At 66.8% G+C, this 19,813-nt stretch carries 16 protein-coding genes; 11 read left to right on the forward strand and 5 right to left on the reverse strand.

Annotation, left to right across the window (positions count from 1 at the left end; all coding sequences use genetic code 11):
• Nucleotides 1-23 precede the first annotated feature (23 nt).
• The gene (ppk1, locus tag AC5JCN_RS15920) at nucleotides 24-2,177 is read right to left on the reverse strand and encodes a polyphosphate kinase 1 (RefSeq protein ID WP_495756061.1); all 2,154 of its coding nucleotides are present in this window, start codon (nucleotides 2,175-2,177) and stop codon (nucleotides 24-26) included.
• Between the two features lie 319 nt (nucleotides 2,178-2,496).
• Here ppk1 and AC5JCN_RS15925 point away from each other — a divergent pair, with 319 nt between their 5' ends.
• Nucleotides 2,497-2,733 carry a hypothetical protein gene (locus tag AC5JCN_RS15925; protein WP_495756062.1) on the forward strand — a complete coding sequence of 79 codons (237 nt, stop codon included), beginning with the start codon at nucleotides 2,497-2,499 and terminating at the stop codon, nucleotides 2,731-2,733.
• A gap of 38 nt (nucleotides 2,734-2,771) precedes the next feature.
• On the opposite strand, the gene AC5JCN_RS15930 is transcribed toward AC5JCN_RS15925, so the two are convergent.
• Nucleotides 2,772-3,875 (reverse strand): mandelate racemase/muconate lactonizing enzyme family protein, encoded by a 1,104-nt coding sequence (locus AC5JCN_RS15930; protein ID WP_495756063.1) that lies wholly within the window; start codon nucleotides 3,873-3,875, stop codon nucleotides 2,772-2,774.
• A gap of 106 nt (nucleotides 3,876-3,981) precedes the next feature.
• Between AC5JCN_RS15930 and pdxR the strand changes: the two genes are divergently transcribed.
• The 7 genes from pdxR (at nucleotide 3,982) to AC5JCN_RS15965 (ending at nucleotide 11,541) form a co-directional block, all read left to right on the forward strand.
• Nucleotides 3,982-5,469 carry a MocR-like pyridoxine biosynthesis transcription factor PdxR gene (gene pdxR / locus AC5JCN_RS15935; protein ID WP_495756064.1) on the forward strand — a complete coding sequence of 496 codons (1,488 nt, stop codon included), beginning with the start codon at nucleotides 3,982-3,984 and terminating at the stop codon, nucleotides 5,467-5,469.
• 131 nt (nucleotides 5,470-5,600) lie between these two features.
• Nucleotides 5,601-6,668 carry an extracellular solute-binding protein gene (locus AC5JCN_RS15940; protein ID WP_495756065.1) on the forward strand — a complete coding sequence of 356 codons (1,068 nt, stop codon included), beginning with the start codon at nucleotides 5,601-5,603 and terminating at the stop codon, nucleotides 6,666-6,668.
• A 77-nt stretch (nucleotides 6,669-6,745) separates the two neighbouring features.
• Nucleotides 6,746-7,870 carry an ABC transporter ATP-binding protein gene (locus AC5JCN_RS15945; protein WP_495756066.1) on the forward strand — a complete coding sequence of 375 codons (1,125 nt, stop codon included), beginning with the start codon at nucleotides 6,746-6,748 and terminating at the stop codon, nucleotides 7,868-7,870.
• A complete protein-coding gene (locus AC5JCN_RS15950) occupies nucleotides 7,867-8,748 on the forward strand; it encodes an ABC transporter permease (protein WP_495756067.1) in 882 nt (293 codons plus the stop codon). Before AC5JCN_RS15945 ends, AC5JCN_RS15950 begins: the two co-directional genes overlap by 4 nt.
• 1 nt (nucleotide 8,749) lies before the next feature.
• Entirely contained in the window at nucleotides 8,750-9,613 is an 864-nt protein-coding gene (locus AC5JCN_RS15955; protein ID WP_495756068.1) for an ABC transporter permease, read from the forward strand.
• 5 nt (nucleotides 9,614-9,618) lie between these two features.
• Entirely contained in the window at nucleotides 9,619-11,241 is a 1,623-nt protein-coding gene (locus AC5JCN_RS15960; RefSeq protein WP_495756069.1) for a GMC family oxidoreductase, read from the forward strand.
• 15 nt (nucleotides 11,242-11,256) lie between these two features.
• Entirely contained in the window at nucleotides 11,257-11,541 is a 285-nt protein-coding gene (locus AC5JCN_RS15965; protein WP_495756070.1) for a hypothetical protein, read from the forward strand.
• Between the two features lie 87 nt (nucleotides 11,542-11,628).
• Here AC5JCN_RS15965 and AC5JCN_RS15970 read toward each other — a convergent pair whose 3' ends face one another.
• On the reverse strand, nucleotides 11,629-12,180 hold the full coding sequence (locus tag AC5JCN_RS15970; protein WP_495756071.1) for a GNAT family N-acetyltransferase: 552 nt from the start codon (nucleotides 12,178-12,180) through the stop codon (nucleotides 11,629-11,631).
• Nucleotides 12,181-12,215: 35 nt separating this feature from the next.
• Nucleotides 12,216-14,573 (reverse strand): Orn/Lys/Arg family decarboxylase, encoded by a 2,358-nt coding sequence (locus AC5JCN_RS15975; RefSeq protein WP_495756072.1) that lies wholly within the window; start codon nucleotides 14,571-14,573, stop codon nucleotides 12,216-12,218.
• A 536-nt stretch (nucleotides 14,574-15,109) separates the two neighbouring features.
• On the opposite strand from AC5JCN_RS15975, the gene AC5JCN_RS15980 reads away from it, so the two are divergent.
• Nucleotides 15,110-15,991, forward strand: a complete 882-nt coding sequence (locus AC5JCN_RS15980) for a metallophosphoesterase family protein (protein ID WP_495756073.1) — start codon at nucleotides 15,110-15,112, stop codon at nucleotides 15,989-15,991.
• Nucleotides 15,991-17,619 carry a CYTH and CHAD domain-containing protein gene (locus AC5JCN_RS15985; protein ID WP_495756074.1) on the forward strand — a complete coding sequence of 543 codons (1,629 nt, stop codon included), beginning with the start codon at nucleotides 15,991-15,993 and terminating at the stop codon, nucleotides 17,617-17,619. Before AC5JCN_RS15980 ends, AC5JCN_RS15985 begins: the two co-directional genes overlap by 1 nt.
• A gap of 386 nt (nucleotides 17,620-18,005) precedes the next feature.
• On the opposite strand, the gene AC5JCN_RS15990 is transcribed toward AC5JCN_RS15985, so the two are convergent.
• A complete protein-coding gene (locus AC5JCN_RS15990) occupies nucleotides 18,006-18,914 on the reverse strand; it encodes a LysR family transcriptional regulator (RefSeq protein WP_495756075.1) in 909 nt (302 codons plus the stop codon).
• Between the two features lie 118 nt (nucleotides 18,915-19,032).
• On the opposite strand from AC5JCN_RS15990, the gene AC5JCN_RS15995 reads away from it, so the two are divergent.
• Nucleotides 19,033-19,803, forward strand: coding sequence for an enoyl-CoA hydratase/isomerase family protein (locus AC5JCN_RS15995; protein ID WP_495756076.1), 771 nt, complete (start codon nucleotides 19,033-19,035; stop codon nucleotides 19,801-19,803).
• The last annotated feature ends 10 nt before the right edge of the window (nucleotides 19,804-19,813 follow it).

Consider the following 19,813-nt stretch of genomic DNA (forward strand, 5'->3'; position numbering starts at 1 on the left):
GCGGGGTTTCTTTTTCGGGGACGTCAACCGGCGCGCCGTGTTTCCTCCAGCGCCACTGGCCGAGCGATCGGAACTTCGGCCGGCTGAGGCCGGGTCGCGTGGGCCCGGCGTGCGGGACCCGTCCCGCTCATCAGGAACTCCTGCGCATTGAAGCGTGACGCCGGACTTGCCGGCGTGTCGCGGATCCATGAGCCGTCTGGCTGCAGGAGCCAGCTGCCATCATTGTCCATGACGTTGGCAGCCAGGATCTGCGCGAGGATGCGCTCGTGCGCGCCGGGTTCGGTGACCTGCAGCAGGACTTCCAGACGCCTGTCGAGATTGCGCGGCATCAGGTCCGCGGAGGAGATGTAGACGACCGCACGCGGATGCGGCAGCGCATGCCCGTTGCCGAAGGCGTAGATGCGGGAATGCTCGAGAAAGCGGCCAACGATGGAGCGGACCCTGATCCGCTCGGACAACCCGGGCACGCCCGGGCGCAGGCAGCAGATGCCGCGCACGATGAGTTCGATCTCGACCCCCGCCGCGCTCGCCTCGTAAAGGGCTTCGATGATCTCGCGGTCCGCGAGGCCGTTGCACTTGGCCCAGATCGTCGCGGGACGCCCGGCGAGCGCGTGGGCCGCCTCGTTGCGAATGGCGTCCAGGAGCGTCTGCCGAAGGTCGAGCGGGGAGATCCGGAGGGTCTCCATCGCGCGCGGCTCGCACGATCCGGTGGCGTAGTTGAAGATCCGGTTTGCGTCGCGGCCGAGAGCCGGGTCGGCGCTGAAATAGGAGATGTCCGTGTAGTGCCGCGCCGTCTCGGGGTTGTAGTTCCCTGTTCCGAGATGCGTGTAGGTGACGATCTCCTGGCCCTCGCGACGCGCGACGAGGGTCAGCTTGGCATGCGTCTTGAGGGCCGAGAAACCGAAGACCACCTGCGCGCCGGACCGCTCGAGGTCGCGCGCCCACTTCACATTTGCAGCCTCGTCGGAACGCGCCTTCAACTCGACCACGGCCGTGACGGCTTTTCCGGCCTCGGCCGCGCGCATCAGGGCGGCGACAATCGGACTGTCGCGGGACGTCCGGTAAAGCATGTGCTTGACCGATACGACCGATGGGTCGTCGGCGGCAGCATCGAGCAGCCGTACGACGGGATCGAACGACTCGTAGGGGTGGTGCACCACGAGGTCCCGGTCGCGGATGACGTCGAGCAGCGCGGCGTCCCGCGCCGCGAGGCGGGTTGGCGTCACGCCCCGATGCGGGGGATAGCGCAGGTGCGGAACGTCGAGGTCGGCGAGGGCGGTGAGGTCGCAGGGAGCGAAAAAGCCCTGGATTCTGGACGCACCGGGTCCGTTCCCGGCCACGCAGGACTGCACGAAGGCAACGAGATCGTCCGGCATCGAGGCCGAGACTTCCAGGCGAACGGGCTCCGCACGCTTGCGACGCCGCAGAGCCCTTTCAAAGCGGCTGATCATGTCGTCGCCGGTCTCGTCGACCGGGAGACCCCCATCCCGCAGAACCCGCAGGAGTCCGCTGCCGCGTACGGTGCAACTCGGGAAGAGGCGGTCGGCGCAGGACAGGAGTACGTCCTCGATGGCGACGAACAGACGTGCGCCGCGTTCGAACATGTCGGGCAACTCGACGAAGCGGCCAAGGGCCGTCGGCAGCACGATCAGCGCCCTGACCGTCTTGCGCCCCGGCCAGCGCTCGAGGTCGAGGACGAGAGCCGGCTGGCCGGCCGGGAGAAACGGGAAGGGGCGCGCGGCGCCGATGGCGAGCGGGGTCACCAGCGGCGCGATCTGGCGCAGCGCATGGTCGTCGAGCCAGGAGCGCTCGCGCATGGTGAGTTCGGCCGGCGAAAGCACGACCACACCTTCCGCCGACAAGGCCCGGCGAAGGTTCAGCCACGCGTCGTGCTGCGCCCTGTCGAGGACATCCAGGCGCTCTGCAAGGCAAAGCGCGGGTTCCGTTGCCACGGCCCCGTCAACGGGCGACGACGGCAGCCGCTCGCCGCCGCGCAGGAAACGCGCCGCTCGCGTTGCAAAGAATTCGTCCGAGCTGCGACCGGAAAGTGTAAGGAATTTAATGCGCTCCAACAAAGGATGACGCTCAGATGACGCTTCTGCGACGACTCTTGCCGCGAAATCAATCCACGATAAGTCACGGTTGAATGTACGGGGGATCAAGGTTTGTCGCTCCATTTGGAAGCGACGAGAATGGAATCGTCTAACTTAAGGATGTATTAACCGTACTACTCTCGCCTTGATTGCAGACGCGGCGCGTCAAACAGTGACTTGGCTTTTTCCGACGAAAAAATGCATCAGCGCATCCAAAGCGGAAAACGGATGTTGTGCCTCCCCCTGACAAAAGTGTCCGGGAACTGTCACATTCCCGACCTAAAACTTGACGGCGAGCGAGAGGCCCGGATCGCGCCGGCCGAGGCGGGGTCAGTCGTACCACTCCGACCGCCTCGGCCGGACAAGCCCCGCCTGCCACCACTCGAGAAATTGGGGGACACGCATGATCACGCTAGAGCAGTCTGTCGCAATTTATGCGCGAGCAATGCGCGCCTGGTTCGGTGCGCAGGCGGGATCGATGGCGCTTGCGCGTGTTGAGCAGTGCCGGGTGTCGGGTGACAATGAAGGCGTAGACGTGTGGATTTCGGTAGCGGATCGAATCGAGGCGCTCGAGATCCTTGGAGAACCCCGCCATTCGCTCCAGATTTCACCGGTGCGCGGCGGCTGGCTGTCAGCCTGATCGCGCGACCACCCCACCAGCGCGGCTGTAAGCACGCGTCAGGTGCGAACGCTGGCCTGCCAGGTGGCCTGCTCGAGCCAGGTCGGCTCGATCTCGATGCCCCAGCCCGGCCCGTCCGGGATTGCGACCTTGCCATCCACGGCCCTCAGCGGGTTGCGTAGCAACCCCTGTTCCCAGGGGTAATAGTCCGGCCCTTCGATCGAAAATTCGACATAGGGTCCGGCATTCGAGATGGCTCCCATGACGTGCAGGGTGAAAGCCGTCACCAGCGACTGGTTGGCGGAATGGGGGGTGACCGGCAGTCCCGCCTCGCGCGCCATGGCCACCACTTTCAGCATGCGGCAGACACCGCCGATGTAGCAGAGATCGGGTTGGACCACGTCGACGACGCGGTTCTCGATCATGTAGCGCCAAAGCGTGAGGTCGCAGTCCTGCTCGCCCCCCGTGACGTCGAGGGAAAGGGCCTGCGTCACCTGCTTCGTCCAGCCATGCTCCCAATAGGGGCACGGCTCCTCGAAATGCACGATGCCGTGCTGCTCCAGCATGCGGCCGACCTCGATGGCCCTGGCTGGCGAATACGCGCTGTTGGCGTCCACCAGCAAGGTCGCGTCATGGCCCAGCGCGCGGCGCACCATCGGAACGATCGCGTCCGTGCGGCCAGGCCACTCGTCGGCGTCGTGGCCGCACTCCTTGCCCACCCGGAACTTGAAGGCGGTGTAACCGTGCTCGCCCTGCAGCCGTGCGAGGCGCTCTGCCTCGGCCTCCGGCGTAATTTCGCCCCGCTTCATGCTGGATGCGTAGACAGGAAACGGCCGCGGCGAGCCGCCCAGCAACGCGCAGACGCTCTTGCCGGCCCGCTTGCCGCGCAGGTCCCACAACGCGGTGTCGAGCCCGGTGAGCGCCCGGAACAGATAGGATCCCGGAAACTTGTGCTCGCGCTCGGGGATGAGATCGACCAGCCCCTCGATGTCGTCCTCGTCGGCGCCCAACGCCCAGGGCGCCACCTGCCGGTGAAAGACGGTGGCGGTGATGTCGGCGCAATAGGTCGAGAGCTGGCCCCAGCCCTGCTCGCCCGTATCAGCGGTGACACGAACGAAGCCGACATAGGGCGTGCTGAAGGTCTCGAGTTTCTCGATCGTCATGGCGGTCCTGGTCGCGCATCTCCGGCCCAGGGCCACCTTCTCAGCCGAGTGGTCTGCCACTAAGGTCCATTCTGGAGAAATCGCCAGACCAATACGGGAGCCGGCCGTGGTCAAGCGAGAACGTGGTGCACTGCTGCAGATGATCGTGCTGGACCGCGAAGGCCCGCTCGGCCTGAGCAGCCAGATCAGCGCGGCGCTGCGCACGCTGGTTCTCGAAGGCGCGCTGCGCCCCGGGGAGCGGCTCCCCGCCACGCGCACGCTCGCCCGCGACCTCGGCGTTGCTCGGTCCACCGTGGTCGACACGTTCGAGCAATTGGGGGCGGAGGGACTGCTGGAGACCCGCACGGGATCCGGCACCTACGTGACCTCGGCCCTGGCGGCGCAGCGGCGGCCGTTCCCCCCACGCAAGCCGGCCGATGCTCCGGCGAGCGTCAGGCTCGGCGCCACGATGGCGAAAGCCGCACCGCATTTCGCCAGGCGGATCGACCACAGGCCCCTGCCTTTCACCACGGCCATGCCGGCCTTCGACGCGTTTCCGCTCGCACGCTGGGCGAGCCTGTCCGCCCGGCACTGGCGCGGCCGTCGGCCGGACATCCTCGGCTATCCCGATCCTCACGGCCATCGCCCGTTGCGGGAGGCCGTCGCCGCTCACCTGCGCACCAACCGCGGGATCGCCTGCGAAGCCGGCCAGGTCTTCGTCACGGGAGGAGCCCAGCAGGCCTTCCAGATCACGGCGCAGATGCTGCTCGATCCCGGTGACCCCGTCTGGTTTGAAGAGCCCGGAGCGATCGGCGCGCGCAACGCGATGCTGCTATCGGGGGCGCGGATCGTACCCGTTCCGGTGGATGGAAACGGTCTCGATGTCGCTGCCGCCCTGCGCCTGGCCGCCCAGTTCCGGCTGGCCTTCGTCACGCCGGCGCACCAGCAGCCCACCGGTGCCAAGATGAGCATCGACCGGCGCCTCGAACTTCTCGCGGCGGCCGACGCGGCCGACGCCTGGATCATCGAGGACGACTGGGATGGCGAGTTCTGCTTCTCCGGGTCCCCCTTGCCGACGCTGAAAGGGATCGATCGCAGCGATCGCGTCATCTATGTCGGCACCTTCAGCAAGTCCCTCTTCCCTGCCTTGCGCCTCGGCTTCGTGGTCGCGCCCGCGGCGCTCACGCCGGCCTTCGAATCCGCATTGAGAGCCTTCGCGCCGAGCGCGCCGCTGGGGCTCCAGGCAACCCTCGCCGCCTTCATCGAGGAGGGTGACTTCGCCGCCCATGTCCGCCGCATGCGCCGGCTCTATGCGGAGAGACACCAGGCCCTGCTGGACGCTGCCGGATCGCACCTGGGCGAGTGGCTGACCGTCGAACCCACCAACACCGGCCTTCACACGGTCGCGCGATTCAAATGCGATGTCTCCGCGCAAGCCGTCACCGCGGCGGCACATGAGCGGGGGGTTGTCGTGACGCCGGTCAGCCACTTCGCGCTCGGTCCGGTCCGCAGCGACGGGCTGGTGCTCGGCTTTGCCGGTTACTCTCCGGCGCAGATCGACACCGCCGCGGCCGAGCTCGCGAAGTCCTTTCGAGGGCTCGGCCCAAAGGGCTGAGTTCACGGGCGCGACCCGTAAAGTGGTCTGCCCGTTTTCAGAGAATGGACCTCACTGACAGACCAATGCCGCCGTACCGTCGCACGACGAGTCCATGATCGCCGGACCGCCATCTTGAAGGGGAGGTACCGATGAGGATCTTGAAGGGGCTGTTGGTTTGCGCCGTGAGTGCGCTGGGTATCGCGGCCGCGGGGACGGCTTCGGCCGAGACGCTGCGCTTGCTCACCTGGGGCGACTATGCACCCGAGTCCGTCATCAAGGCGTTCAAGGACCAGACGGGGATCGACGTCGAGGTCACGATCTCCAACAACGAGGACATGATCTCGAAGCTGCGGGCCACCGGCGGCGCGGGCTTCGATCTCGCCCAGCCCAGCCAGGACCGCATCGTCGGCCCGCAGGCCGAGTTCGGGATCTACAAGCCGCTCGACCTCTCCAAGATCGACGCAGGCCAGTTCATCCCCGAGTTGCTGGAGGCGACCAAGAAGAACACGGCGGTCGACGGCAAGGTCTATGGCGTCGCGCATCTGTGGGGCACGTCCGGCCTCGTCGTGAACAAGGACAAGGCTCCGGGCATCAGCGGCTTCACCGAGCTCTGCAGCGACGCCTACAAGGGCAAGGTCTCGATGCGCCTGAAGCGCACGGCGCTGCTCAGCATGGCGTTCGCGGCCGGGGATGATCCCTTCGCCGCCTATGGCGACAAGCAGAAATACGCAGAGATCATCGAACGCGCGGGCCAGAAGCTCGCCGCCTGCAAGCCGAACGTGAAGGCTTATTGGTCCGGCTCCGACGACCTCAACAACATGTTCCGCTCCGGCGAGATCGTCGCCTCCGAGGCGTGGGACTCGACGGGGTTCAAGCTGAACGCGGAGAACAAGGCGATCAACTTCGTCGCGCCGTCCTATGGCGCGCTCGGCTGGATCGACACGTTCGCGTTGCCGGCCAAGGGCAAGGCGGATGACGCAGCCTACAAGTGGATCAACTTCGTCATGCAGCCGAAGATCGCGGCCATGATCGTCGAGTCCTCTGGAAGCTTTTCCGCCTCCAAGGGGTCGGACCAGCTCGTGTCCGAGAAGCTGCGCGCAGCCTTCCAGCAGGCGTTCCCCCCTGCGGTGATCGCCAACATCAAGTGGTTCCCTGCCATTCCCGCCGGCCTGGAGGAAATGGAAGGCAAGGTTCTCGACAAGGTCGCGGCGAAGTAAGGCCGCTGGTCCGGCGAGGCGAGGGGGCTCTCCTCGCCGGCCCTCCGGTTTTTCACCGCGCCGCCACGCCGCATACGATGAGTGCTTCCGACCACGACCTCGAATGCCGCGGGCTGATCAAGCGGTTCGGCCACTTCACAGCCGTCGCCGACGTTTCGCTGTCTGTGCCGCGGGGCAGCTTCTTCTCGATTCTCGGGCCGTCCGGCTGCGGCAAGACTACGCTGATGCGGATGGTGGCAGGGTTCGTGAACCCCGATGCCGGCGACATCCTGATCAAGGGCCGTTCGGTTCTGGAGACGCCGCCCAACCGGCGGCCCGTCAACATGGTGTTCCAGCACCTCGCCCTGTTTCCGATGATGAACGTGGCCGAGAACATCGGTTATGGCCTGCGCAGGCGCGGCACGCCGCGCGCCTCGATCCGCAGCAAGGTCGACACGGTGCTGGAGCGGGTCGGGCTTCCCGGAATGGGCGGCAAGCGCATCGATCAGCTCTCCGGTGGCCAGAAGCAGCGCGTCGCGATTGCGCGCTGCATGGTGCTGGAACCGGCCGTCCTGCTCCTCGACGAACCGCTGGGCGCCCTCGATCTCAAACTGCGCGAGCACATGAAGCTGGAGCTCAAGCAGTTGCAGCACCAGTTCGGAACGACCTTCGTCTACATCACCCACGACCAGTCGGAAGCGCTGGTGATGTCCGACCAGGTCGCAGTGATGAACCGCGGCCGCTTCGAGCAGGTCGGCGCGCCCCAGGACCTCTATTACCGCCCCGCCACGCCCTTCGTTGCCGGCTTCGTCGGTGACAGCCATCGCTGGACAGGCCGCGTGGTCGAGGCCGCGGCAGGCCGCGTCGTGGTTCTCGCGACGGGGGGCACGCCCATCGTCGCCACGGCCGGGGCCTCGGCCCTCCCTGCTGCAGGGGACGAGGTCGACGTCTTCGTCCGTCCCGAGGTCATCGCCATCGCCGCCCCGGGTGGCGGGAAGGAAGAAGCCAGTTCCGACAACGTCCTGCCCGGGACGCTCGACAGCGTCCTGTTCAACGGCGCCAACAGCCGCGCCCTCGTCTGCATTGCCTCGGGCGATGTCGTCGGCGTGGCCCTCCCGCCGGCGGCAGACGGGCTGGCCCTCGGGCACGGCGCACCCGTCGTCCTGCGGTTCGCAGCTCACAACGCCCTGGTTTTCCCCCACAAGGCGGGAGGCGAGGCGTGACTGCGGCCAGGCAAAGGGATCCAAAGGCGAGCCTGGCCTTCCTGCTGGTGGTCACGCCTTTCATCCTGTGGATCCTCCTTCTCGTCGTGATCCCTCAGGTCAATCTCTTCGTCCTCTCGCTCCGGGAGAAAGTCGGACCCGGCCAGTACCAGACGGGGCTGCACAACTACGTTGATTTCTTCGGTGAGGACGTCTATGTCCGCGCGCTCCTGCGCACGGTGATGATGTCGCTGCTGGCCACGGCGCTGACGCTGCTCGTGGCATTTCCCGTCGCCTACTACATCGCCAAGATCGCGAGGGGCCGCGCGCGCGGCCTGCTCTTCCTGGTTTGCCTGCTGCCCTTCTGGGTGAGCGAACTCGTTCGCGTCTTCGGCTGGATGATCGTCCTGCGCGAGACAGGACTGCTCTCGGGCCTGCTCCAGTGGTCGGGGATCACCGGCGAGCCGGTCGAATTCCTCTACAACGACGTCACGGTGATGGTCGGCCTCGTCTACACGTCCATGCTCTTCATGGTGGTGCCGCTGACCTCGACGCTGGACAGCCTCGACGACGCGCTCGTCGAGGCCGGCTACGACCTCGGCGGCAACGGGTTCGCCGTCCTGCGGGAAATCGTACTCCCGCACGCCATGCCCGGCATCGTCGCGGGCTCGATCATCGTGTTCATGCTGAGCCTCGGCAACTATCTCACGCCGATACTGCTCGGCGGCAAGAACAGCCAGTGGTTCACGGCGCACATCTATTCCCAGTTCATCACCCGCTTCAACTGGGAGGTCGGGTCCGCTTTCGGCTTCGTGCTGCTGGCGACGTCGAGCCTCGTGGTCTGGGCCGGGCTGCGCCTGTCGGGCCAGTCGCTCGCCGGGACGCTGGGGAGGTCCTGAGATGCTGGCCTCCATTCCCGGCGGACGCGGGACCCGCCTCTTGCACAAGGCCTATGTCTGGGTCTTCGTGGCGTTCCTGGCTCTGCCCTTGGCCGTCGTGGCCGTGTTCGCCTTCAACGACTCGCTCTATCCCGCCTTGCCCTGGCGCGGCTGGACACTGGCCTGGTTCTTCGGTGAGACAGCCCCCAGGATCGGTGCCTTCCATGACAGGAACGTCCTGCGCGGCATTGGCAATTCCCTGGTTGTCGCGTGCGTCACGACCCTTCTGTCCGTGGCCGTGGGAACGACGACGGCCTTCCTGTTCGAGCGCCACGACTTCCGGTTCAAGTCGGCCTTCGCGCTCCTGATGCTGGCGCCGCTCGTGATCCCCGGCGTCATTCTCGGCATCTCGATCCTCGCCTTCTCCAGCAGCATCGCGAACCTCCTCGACGATCGCTTCGGCATCGAGGTGGCATGGCTCAGGCCGGGTCTTCCGCTGATCGTCCTCGGCCAGTTCTCCTTCATGGCGACCATCGCCACGCTGGTGATCTCTGCGCGCCTGCGCCGTTTCGACCGCTCGCTCGAGGAGGCCGCGTTGAACCTCGGCGCCACGAGAGCGGAGGCGATCCGCACCATCACCTTGCCCTTCCTGCGCCCGGCCATGATCGGCTCGGGCATCGTCGTCTTCCTAATGTCCTTCGAGAACTTCAACACGACGCTGATGTTGGTGGGCTCGGACCCGCCGCTTACGATCACCATGTACGACCGCATGAAGCAGGGCTCGACGCCCGTGCTGAATGCCGTCTCCGTCCTGCTGATGGTCGGTTCCGCACTCCTCGGCCTGCTGAGCGTCGTCGTTCAGCGGAACCGGGCAAAGGCGGACTGACCTCGGTGGCGGAAGACGTCTTCGACATCGTGGTGGTGGGCGCGGGGTCGGCAGGGAGCGCCGTCGCCGGCCGTCTTGCCCAGACCGGCCGCTTTACCGTGCTCGTCCTCGAGGCGGGGCCGCGCGACCTGAGCCCCTGGATCCATCTCCCCATCGGCTACGGCAAGCTCTTCTACGAGCCGCGTCTCAACTGGATGTACCAGACCGAGCCGGAACCTGGGCTCGAAGGGCGGTCGATCTACCAGCCCCGCGGCAAGGTGGTGGGCGGCTCCAGTTCCATCAACGCCATGGTCTATTCGCGCGGCCAGCCCGCCGACTTCGACGACTGGGTCGCCGCCGGGAACCCTGGCTGGAGCTGGGACGACGTGCTGCCTGTCTATCGGCGGATGGAGGACCATGCACTCGGGCCCAGCGGTGTCCACGGCAAGGGCGGCCCGCTCAGCGTCGCCGACATCAGCGAACGCGTGCATCCGCTCACCCACGTCTTCGTGGAGGCTGCGCGCGAGGCGGGGCTGCCCTTCACGAGAGACCTCAACGGAACCTCGATCGAAGGCGTGGGCTATTACCAGCTGAATATCCGCGACGGTTTCCGCGCCTCGGCTGCCAAGGCCTACCTGAAGCCGGTCATGCGCGGCGGTCGTCTGGAAGTGCTCTCGGGCTGCCTGGCCACGCGCATCCGTTTTGAAGGCCGCCGCGCCTGCGCCGTCGAGTTCATCCGCGGCGGCCGAACGAGAACGGCCCGCGCGCGGCGCGGGATCGTGCTGTCGGCCGGTGCCTTCAACACGCCCCAGCTTCTCCAGCTCTCAGGGATCGGGCGGGCCGCCGAGATTGCCAGGGCCGGGCTGCCACTCCTCCTCGACGCGCCGGCCGTGGGCGCCAACCTGCAGGACCATCTGTGCTACGACCATGTGTACCGGGCCTCCCGGCCCAGCCTCAATGACGACCTGCTGCCCATGCGTGGCCGCATGCGCGTGGCGCTCGCCTATCTCGCGGGCCGAAGGGGGCCCCTGTCGCTCAGCGTCAACCAGGGTGGCGGCTTCTACAGGACGAGGCCGGACCTGCAGGCGCCCGACATGCAGATCTACTTCTCGCCGTTGAGCTATGAGCGGACACCCCCCGGCGTTCGGGCCCTGATGCAGCCCGACCCGTTCTCGGGATTTTCGACGAGCGTATCGCCCTGCCGGCCCCGCAGCCGTGGAACAGTGTCCCTGCGGTCGGCAGATCCCAGGGAGGCTCCCCTGATCGCGCCGGGTTATCTGTCGGACGAACGGGATATTCTGGACATGCTCGCCGGTGCGCGCTTTCTGCGCCGATTGCGAGACACAGGGGCACTGTCGTCCATCGTCGCGGAAGAGCTCAAGCCCGGACCGGATACCGCGAGCGACGAGGACCTCGTCGCCGACATCAGGCAGCGCGCCTACTCGGTCTATCATCCATGCGGCACCTGCAGGATGGGGCCGGACCCGTCTTCCGCCGTGGTCGATAGACGGCTTCGGATCCATGGCACCGACGGACTGTGGATCGCGGACGCGTCTGTCTTCCCGTCCATCACGTCGGGAAACACGAATGCCCCCAGCATCATGGTTGGCGAGCGAGCAGCCGATTTCATTGCTGCCGACATGAACTGACCCGCGAGCCCACCGATGCAGGATAAGCCGAAGCACCTCACATCAGTCACCGCTGGCGACCCCGTGCCCCGGCGCGAGCTTGCCTCCGCCAACGCCTTGCTGCCGGGCGACGACCTCGGGATCCTGCTCGCTGCCGGGGAGAATGACGGCCTCGTGGTTCTCAGCGGCAAGCCAATCACCCTGCTGGCCAAAAAGCTGCTCGAGCGCGCGCCGGCTCCGTCGATGCGCTACGCCTACGTGCTCACCGAGGAAGGCTGGAAGGCGCTTCGCGCGGCCAGAGACTCGCAAGACGAACGCTAGCGGGCAGCAGGAGCCCAGCGATGCTGTTTGCGCAGGCCGCTTGCACCGGCTCCGCGGTGACGCGGGCGCGAATACGGAAGGGTGAACTCAAGCCGGCTTGCCCGGCCGTGCCGGCTGGGCCGCGGTTCCGGGTCCCAGCGAGCGCTGGACGAGCACGGAGTCGGACCAGCGTCCGTGCCGGAACGCGACGCCCTGGAGCCGCCCCACCTGCGCGAAGCCAAAGCTGGCGTGCAGCCCGAGCGAAGCCTGGTTGTCGCCATCCACATACCCGACCATCTGCCGGTATCCGGCGGCGGCGCAGGTGTCGATCAAGGCCTGCATCAGCTTGCGGCCGATGCCGATCCCGAGATGATGGTGATGGACGTAGATCGAATGCTTGACGGTGAAGCGATAGGCCGGACGCTTCCTGAACAGCACCACATAGGCATAACCGACCACGGTCCCGTCGAGAACGGCGGCCAAATGCGGGAACTTGCGCTCGCGCAGGTTCTTCCGTCGGTCCTTGATGTCGTCGGGCTGCGGGATCCCGCTCTCGTCGATACCCTCCTCGATCCCCGCACGGACGTGGTGACGGTAAATCGCCAGCATGGCTTCGACGTCATCGTCGCGCGTCGGTCGGATGATCAGGGAGGGCTGCACGGGGCGAGAGGGTTCGGGAACGAGTGTCGGCCAGACTATTCCGCCACGACGTAGGTGTGAAGCCGCACGCGCCCTGCTGCATCGGTCTCGCGATAGAGACCCTGGATCTCCACGTCGAAACCCGGGAACATGTTGAAGCACGCCTCGAACATTCTGAGATAGTCGATCATGGGGCGCGCCCGCCCCGTGAGACGCTCTCCCGGGACGATGGTGGCGATGCCCGGCGGGTAGACCACGAAGGGCGTCGTCGCGACGCGCCCCTCCAGCGCGTCCACCGGCACGTAGTCGACGTCGTTCCTGATCAGCCGGCGCGAGGCCTCGCGCGGCGACATCGCGACTTCCGGCAAATGCTCCGCAGCGAACTGCGCCGCCTGCAGCCCGCTGACGTTCGCCTCGCGGAAGAAGCGGTGCATCTCGCCGCAGAGATCGCGGACACGGACCCCGGCGTAGCGGCCCGAACGCTTGTGCGCGAATTCGGGGATCACCTCGGCGAGCGGGGCATTGTCGTCGTGCAGCCTCTTGAAGGCTACGAGCGCGCTGATCAGCGTTCCGGCCTTGCTCGCCTCGACACCCGGCGTCAGCAGGAACAGCAGCGAGTTCAGGTCGTTTTTCTCGGCGACGATGCGGTTTTCGCGGAGGTATTGCGCCACGATCGGCGCCGGAATGCCGTGATCGGCATAGGCGCCCGTCGCCCGATCGAAGCCCGGCGTGAGCAGAGTGAGCTTGTTGGGATCCGTCATGGCGAAGCCGGGCTCGAGGTCCGGAAAGCCGTGCCACGTCCGGCCGGGCTCGAGTGCCCAGTACGCCGGATCGGAAGCGAGCAGATCGGTCGTTACGCTCTCCCAGGCTACATCGTGCACTGCTCCCTGCTGCGCAGCGTCGGGAATGGCGACACGGTCGGGAACGAAGGGCTCGAAGAACCAGCGCCGCTCGGACCTGTGCTCCTTGTCCTGGAACTCGCGCGCCACCGCTCGGATCTTCTTGCGCAGCTCGATGCCGAGGCGGATCGTGTCGTCCCACAGAACCTCGCCGGACCGGCCCTTCATCATCTGCGCGCCCACGTCGAGCGAGGCGAACAGCGGATAGAAGGGCGACGTCGAGGCATGCTGCATGAAGCTTTCGTTGAACCGGCGGTGACCCACCCTGCGCTTCTGACCCACGATATGGCCGTCCCGCACGTGGATCTGCGAGGCCTGCGAGAAGCTCGCGAGTTGCTTGTGCGTCGACTGGGTGGCGATGATCCCCGGTGAGTCGGGGCCGAGACCGGTGAGGCCCATGGCGAAGCGCCCGGCATAGAGCGGGTGGAACTTCATGAAGCCGGCCCAGGCCTCGTCGAAGACGATGTAGTCGCAGAGGTGTCCGATTTTCTCGACGATCATCTGGGCGTGATGGATCGTCCCGTCATAGGTGCACTGCTCCACCACGCCGACGCGGAACGGGCGCGGTCTGCGCCACGCCTCCGGATCGGTGACCAGCGGGTGTGCCCGGATGCGCTCGCGCAACTTCTCTTCGTCGAAGGTGTCCCAGCGCATGGGGCCTATGAGACCCCATGCATTCCGTGTCGTGGGCAGGTAGACGGGAATGCCGCCGCCCAGCATCAAGGCGCCATGGTGCGCGGCCTTGTGGTTGTTGCGGTCGAAGAGCACGAGATCGCCGTCGGTCACCAATGCGCCGAGCGCGACCTTGTTGGAGGTCGAGGTGCCGTTGAGGACGAAATAGGTCTTTTCGGCCCCGAAGATCTCCGCCGCCTCCTGCTGCGCCCTCAGCGCCGGACCCTCGTGGGTCAGCAGGTCGCCCAGATCGAGCACGGAATTGTCGAGGTCGTCGCGGAACACGGCCTCGCCGAGGTGCTCCATGAACACCCGGCCGATCGGGCTGCGGCTGTAGAACACGCCGCCATTGTGCCCCGGGCAGGTCCAGAGCTGGTTGCCCTCTTCCGCGTAGTCGACCAAAGCGCCGAAGAACGGCGTTTTCAGCGTCTCTGCATACTGCTTGAGGCGGCTGATCAGGTTCTTGGCGATGAAGGCCGGCGTTTCCTCCGACAGGAAGACATAGCCGTCGATGAAATCGAGCACCTCGACGGGGACATCCTCGAAGCGCTTGCGGCGGATCAGCAGGACGATCGGAAAGTCGAGACCGCGCCGGCGCATCAGATTGATCAGCGCCGCGGTCTTACCCTCCAGGCCCTTCTTGCCCCAGTCCACGACCATGCAGCCGATGGCCGCGTCGGTCTGCACCGCAATCTCCGCATCCTCGATGCGGCGCGCCTTGACGACCTCGAAGCCGGATCGCTCGATCTCCTCGACAATCTGGTTGAAGCGCAGGCCCTCGAGTTCGTCGGGGTCGAAGGAGGGGGCCGAGAACAGGAAGTTGAAACGCCGAAAATAATCCATGGATTCCTCCACCTCGATGGCAGGTGTGGGATCCGCCCATTACGGGACGGTGACACTTTGCCGGCCATCCACGCTCCGGTGTTACAAGCCGGCTCGCGCGGTGATCAGCTTGCCGACGCCGGCACCGGGCATCGCGGGCGGCAGAGGGTCCAGCCTCGACCAGCGCATCTGCCTGCCCGGGTCTGGCGCAGAGATGACGGCCGGTGGGAGCAGGAAGCCCTCCGTGCCACTCTTCTCCCGACCCAGCAGAAGGCGGTAAACGCTGCCGATTTGCCGGCGCCCTCCCCGTTGCGAATCATCGGCACCGTGCCGGCGCCACAGGACCGAGACGTCTGGCACAATCGCCGCCGGGCGGCTTGCCTTGGTGCACCGTCGTCCGGTGTCATTTCACGATCCATCGCCCTGGAACCATCAAATCCCGAACGGTCCTTGCCGAAAGGGTGTGGAAGACGCGGGATCGATCAATATGACTAGCGATTGTGACAATGATCTCCGTCATTCGGATCAGCCAACGAACGAGTATCCGCTTGGAAATCATGGCACGGCTCCAGGTATTGCGCCGCATCGTCGAAGCGGCATTCACGACGACACCTGCAGACATCCCCGATGCGCAGGCTCCGCTGCTGTCCGCTCCGCTTTACGCGGTCGGCGACGTGCATGGCTGTGACGGCCTGCTCGAAGAGATGCTGGCCGCGATTCGTCTCGACGCCGCGCGCAGCGGGGGGGCGGCGCAGATCGTGTTCCTTGGCGATCTCGTCAACCGGGGACCGGGGACGAGGAGCGTCCTTGCCAGGCTTTCCGCCGGCCCGGAGCAACCATCCGAGCAATGGATCGTCCTGCGCGGCAATCACGAGGACACGATGCTGGACGGCCTGGCGCGCGGCGGCCCGGCGTTTCAGCGCTGGCTGCGAAAAGGCGGCGTCGAGACCCTGCGCTCCTACGGCCTGGCGAGGCGCGAGATGAACTGGGAGGCCGCGCGCGCGGCGGTCGATCCAGCACATGTCACCTTCCTCGCTGGCCTGCCGCACGTTCACAGGGACAACGAGCTCCTTTTCGTCCATGCCGGGATCCGCCCGGGTGTCGCCCTCGCCGACCAGTCGCCGGTGGACCTCGTCTCGATCCGTGGACCGTTTCTGTCCCGGCCGCACGGCCTCGGCGTCCTGGTCGTGCATGGACACACACCAACCAAGGGCCGTCCCGGCATGCGCCCAGGCAGGATCAACCTCGATACAGGGGCGGTGACGACCGGCATCCTGACCGCGGCGGCGTTCGACGCCGACCGGCGCGCGGTCAGGTTTCTCCAGGTCGGCGTCCGAAAGGGCGCGGTCGTGGAGACCGGGCCGAAGAAGCTGCCCTTCGCGCCGTCGGTGCAGGTCGAGATCAACCCCGATAGCAACGCCGACGAGGAGACATCGTGATGAGCGCGCTCGTACCGGCTGCAGGCCCACCCGTCCCGGCAGCGATACTCCGGCAGGCCGGGCGCGAGCACGAGGTCTCGTTCATCTGCGACGATGCCACCTTCAAGCTCGCAAGCGGCCTCGCTCTGCTGGGCGAGGCGGCTCCAGGCCCGTCCTACCGCCGCCTGCAGACCATCTATTTCGATACGGAGGATGGCCGGCTGCGGGCCCGCCGTATGGCCCTTCGCCTTCGCAGGACGCGGGGCGGCTATCTCATGGGGCTGAAATGGAGCCCCACCAGCCCGGCCCATTCATTCGCCCGCGGTGAGGTGGAGGTGATGGTCCGCTCACCCGAACCAGACCTCAGCCTCTTCGGCGAGGATGTCCGCACCGAACTGGGCGGCGTCCTCGACGGGGCCGCGCTCGTGCCGGTGTTCGCCACGGATATCCGGCGCTCCGTGAAGATCGTCGGCGTCGGGCGCAGCGCAATCGAAGTCGCCTTCGATTCCGGCAACATCCGGGCGGGTGATCGCCATATGCCGGTCCGCGACATCGAGCTGGAGCTCAAGTCGGGGGATGCATCCGACCTGTTCCGGCTGGGCCTCGCGCTGCTCGATCGGCTGCCGCTGAGGCTCGGCACGCGGAGCAAGGCCGAGCGCGGCGCCTGGCTGCTGACGGGCGTGCCGCCCGGCCCCGTTGGAGCGACCGCACCCGCGATCACCTCCGCCACCAACGCCGACGACGCGATTGCCGGCGTGATCCGGGCCTGCCTCATCCAGTTCACGGCGAACTGGGAGTGCTTCCGCCAAGGCGAGCGGGTCGAGGCCGTGCATCAGATGCGGGTCGCCATCCGCCGCCTGCGTTCGGCGCTCGCAATCTTCAATCGCACGCTTCCCTGCCCGGAATTCGTTGAGTTCCGGGCGGAAGCCCGCCGGCTTGCCTCGGTGATGGGTGAGGCGCGCGACTGGGATGTCTTCGGAGACCTCGTGCGCGCCGGCCCCCTCGCAGCGTTCCCGGCGGACCAGGGTCTGCACGTTCTGCTTCAACAGGCAACGGCCAGGGCCGAGGCAGGCCACCGGCAGGTGGAGGCGCTGCTCGCCGACCCCGGAACGTCGCGCTTCGTTCTGGCGCTCGAACTGTTCGTCGTCCGGCGAGGCTGGCGCGTGGGCGACGACGCGGGCCGCCTCGCCATCCTGGCTGCGCCGGTCGGAGTCCTGGCCTCCGAGTGCCTCGGCCAGCTCGACAGGAAGGCCCGGAAGCAGGGCAAGCACTTCGACGCGATGAGCGAAGAAGAGCGCCACGAACTCCGCATCAGGCTCAAGAACGTGCGCTATGCCGCGGGTTTCTTCGGCCACGTCTTCGACCAGGGGCGGTCAGCCCGGGAATTCGGCAAGCGGGTGGCGTATCTGCAGGACCTCCTCGGCCACCTCAACGACGCCACGGTGGCCGGCGAACTTCTGCAGATGTCCGGTGCGCGGGACGATCCGGAAACCGCATATGCCGCCGGGATCATGAGCGGATGGTATCGCCGCGCCGTCGGTGACCATGAGCGCGAGCTGCGCCGCGCCTGGGTGAAATTTCAGGAAGCGCCCCGCTTCTGGAGGAGCCGCCGCCCGGAGCGCAGCGCGCGGCGGAAGGACAGCGGCTGAGGGCGGCTCGAGCGACAGCGAAGCTTGGGATCGGTTCAAACAGATCCACACGGAAGCGGCTGTTCTCCATAAGGTCGCAGGCTCCCGACTTCGGACAGCATGCCTAAGGGGCTGGCTCCGTTCTGGACATCGGAAAGTCTGCTATGAGGCTTAGGCGCCGAATGCTGCAGGGGACACTTTTGCGATGCCGCCGCTAAGCCGTCACCGCCGGTTTCGCAGACAGTCCACCCCGACGCCTGAGCAGTCCAAGGCCGGCGCACTGGAACGTCTGGCCCTGCTGATGGCACGCTATGACAGCGGCGCCATCCCGCCAGGTGTGGCCGCGGTCGTGAAGCGGCTCAGGCGGGCGGCGGGTCTGACGGAGTTGGAAGACTAAGCCGTCCGGGTCACGCCGTTGCCGCGCCGGAAAGCGTCGGCCGCGTCGCGACCGCCGCGACGAAGTCGGCGAAGGCGCGGGCCTTGGTGCTGGCCATCCGGCCGGTCGGAAAGACGGCCCAGAGATCGATCGGCGGGAGAACCCATTCGGTGAGGAGCTTCACTGCCTCCCCGTTTGCGAGTTCAGGAGCAAACATCCAGTCCGACGCGATGGTGATCCCGAGCCCGGCCAGGACGGCCGCGCGCGTGCCTTCGGCACTGCTCGCCCGGACCCGGCCCGCGACGGCGACCGAGATTTCCGTGGTGTCCCTCCGGAACGACCAAGTCCCGAAGCGACCCTGCGTGTAGGTGACCGCCTCGTGGCCGGCGAGGTCGGCGGGCGAGGACGGAGGGCCTCTACGGGCGACATAGTCGCGGCTGGCGATCACCGAGCGGGGACTGGTCGCCAGCCGCCGCGCGGTGGCGGAAGAGTCCTGAAGGTCACCCATCCGGAGCGCGACATCCACGCCCTCCTCGACGAGGTCGATCATCCTGTCGTCGAGGATGAGGTCGATGGCGAGGTCGGGATGGCCGTCGAGGAACTCCGGCAGGCGCGGGACGACATGGAGCCTGGCGAAGGTCGTGGCGGCCGAGGCCCGAAGGACCCCGCTCAGGCTTTGGCCCGCTCCCCGCGCGGCGAGATCCGCCTCGTCGGCCTCGGCCAGTGATGCCTTGGCCCGTTCGTAGAACCGGAGCCCTGCCTCCGTGGGCGCGAGGCCGCGCGTCGTGCGCAGGAGGAGACGCACGCCGAGCCGGGATTCCAGTTGGGCGATGGTCTTCGAGACGGCCGGTTGCCCGATCCTCAGCTGCCGGGCCGCGGCCGAGAAGGAGCCACTCTCCACCACCCGCACGAAGGACAGCATCGCCGCGTAGCGATCCATGGCCACTCTCCAACCTATTCCGCTGAGGAATAGATCATATCGCCACAGCCTGTCATCCCATGCCTTCCGGCATGGCCTAGCCTCCCTCCATCGCAAGCTTCACGGATGGAGACCACCGATGCCCCTCGCCTTCGACGCCTATCGCGACGCCTTCCCCCATGCCCGCCTGACGCGCAAGCCGAACGGCGTGCTCGAGGTCCGCCTGCACACGGACGGCGGCAAGCTCGTCTTCGACGGCCATGCCCACCGCGAGTTCGTCGACCTCTTTCACGCCATCGGGGAGGACCGCGACAACCGCGCCGTCATCCTGACCGGATCGGGCGACGCCTTCATGGACGCCATCAACCCGGACGGCTTCGATTTCTTCACCCCGCAGGGCTACGACCGCATCTTCCGTGAGGGCCGCAAGGTCCTGATGAACATCCTCGATGTCGAGGTACCGCTGATCGCGGCCCTCAACGGCCCTGTCCTGCTGCATTCAGAGTATGCGCTTCTCGCCGACATCGTCCTGGCGACGCCCGATACCGTGTTTCAGGACAAGCCGCATTTCGAGTTCGGCATCGTGCCGGGCGACGGGGTGAACCTGCTCTGGCCGGAGGTGATCGGCAGCGTTCGTGGCCGCTACTTCATCCTGACGCGACAGGTGCTCGACGCCGCCACGGCTAAGGACTGGGGCGTGGTCAACGAGATCGTGCCGCGGGACGGCCTCCTCGCCCGGGCCCACGAGATCGCCGACGCCATCGCGGCTCTGCCGCCGCTTACCGGCCGCTACACCCGGATCGCGCTCACCCAGATGCTGCGCCGGATCATCGAAGAGGGCGCGGGCTATGGCCTGGCCCTCGAGGGCATCAGCGCGGCCGATGTCGCCCGGTCCATGGCTCAGGGTTGAGGGAGGTTGT

The sequence above is a fragment of the Alsobacter sp. genome, assembly GCF_059501845.1.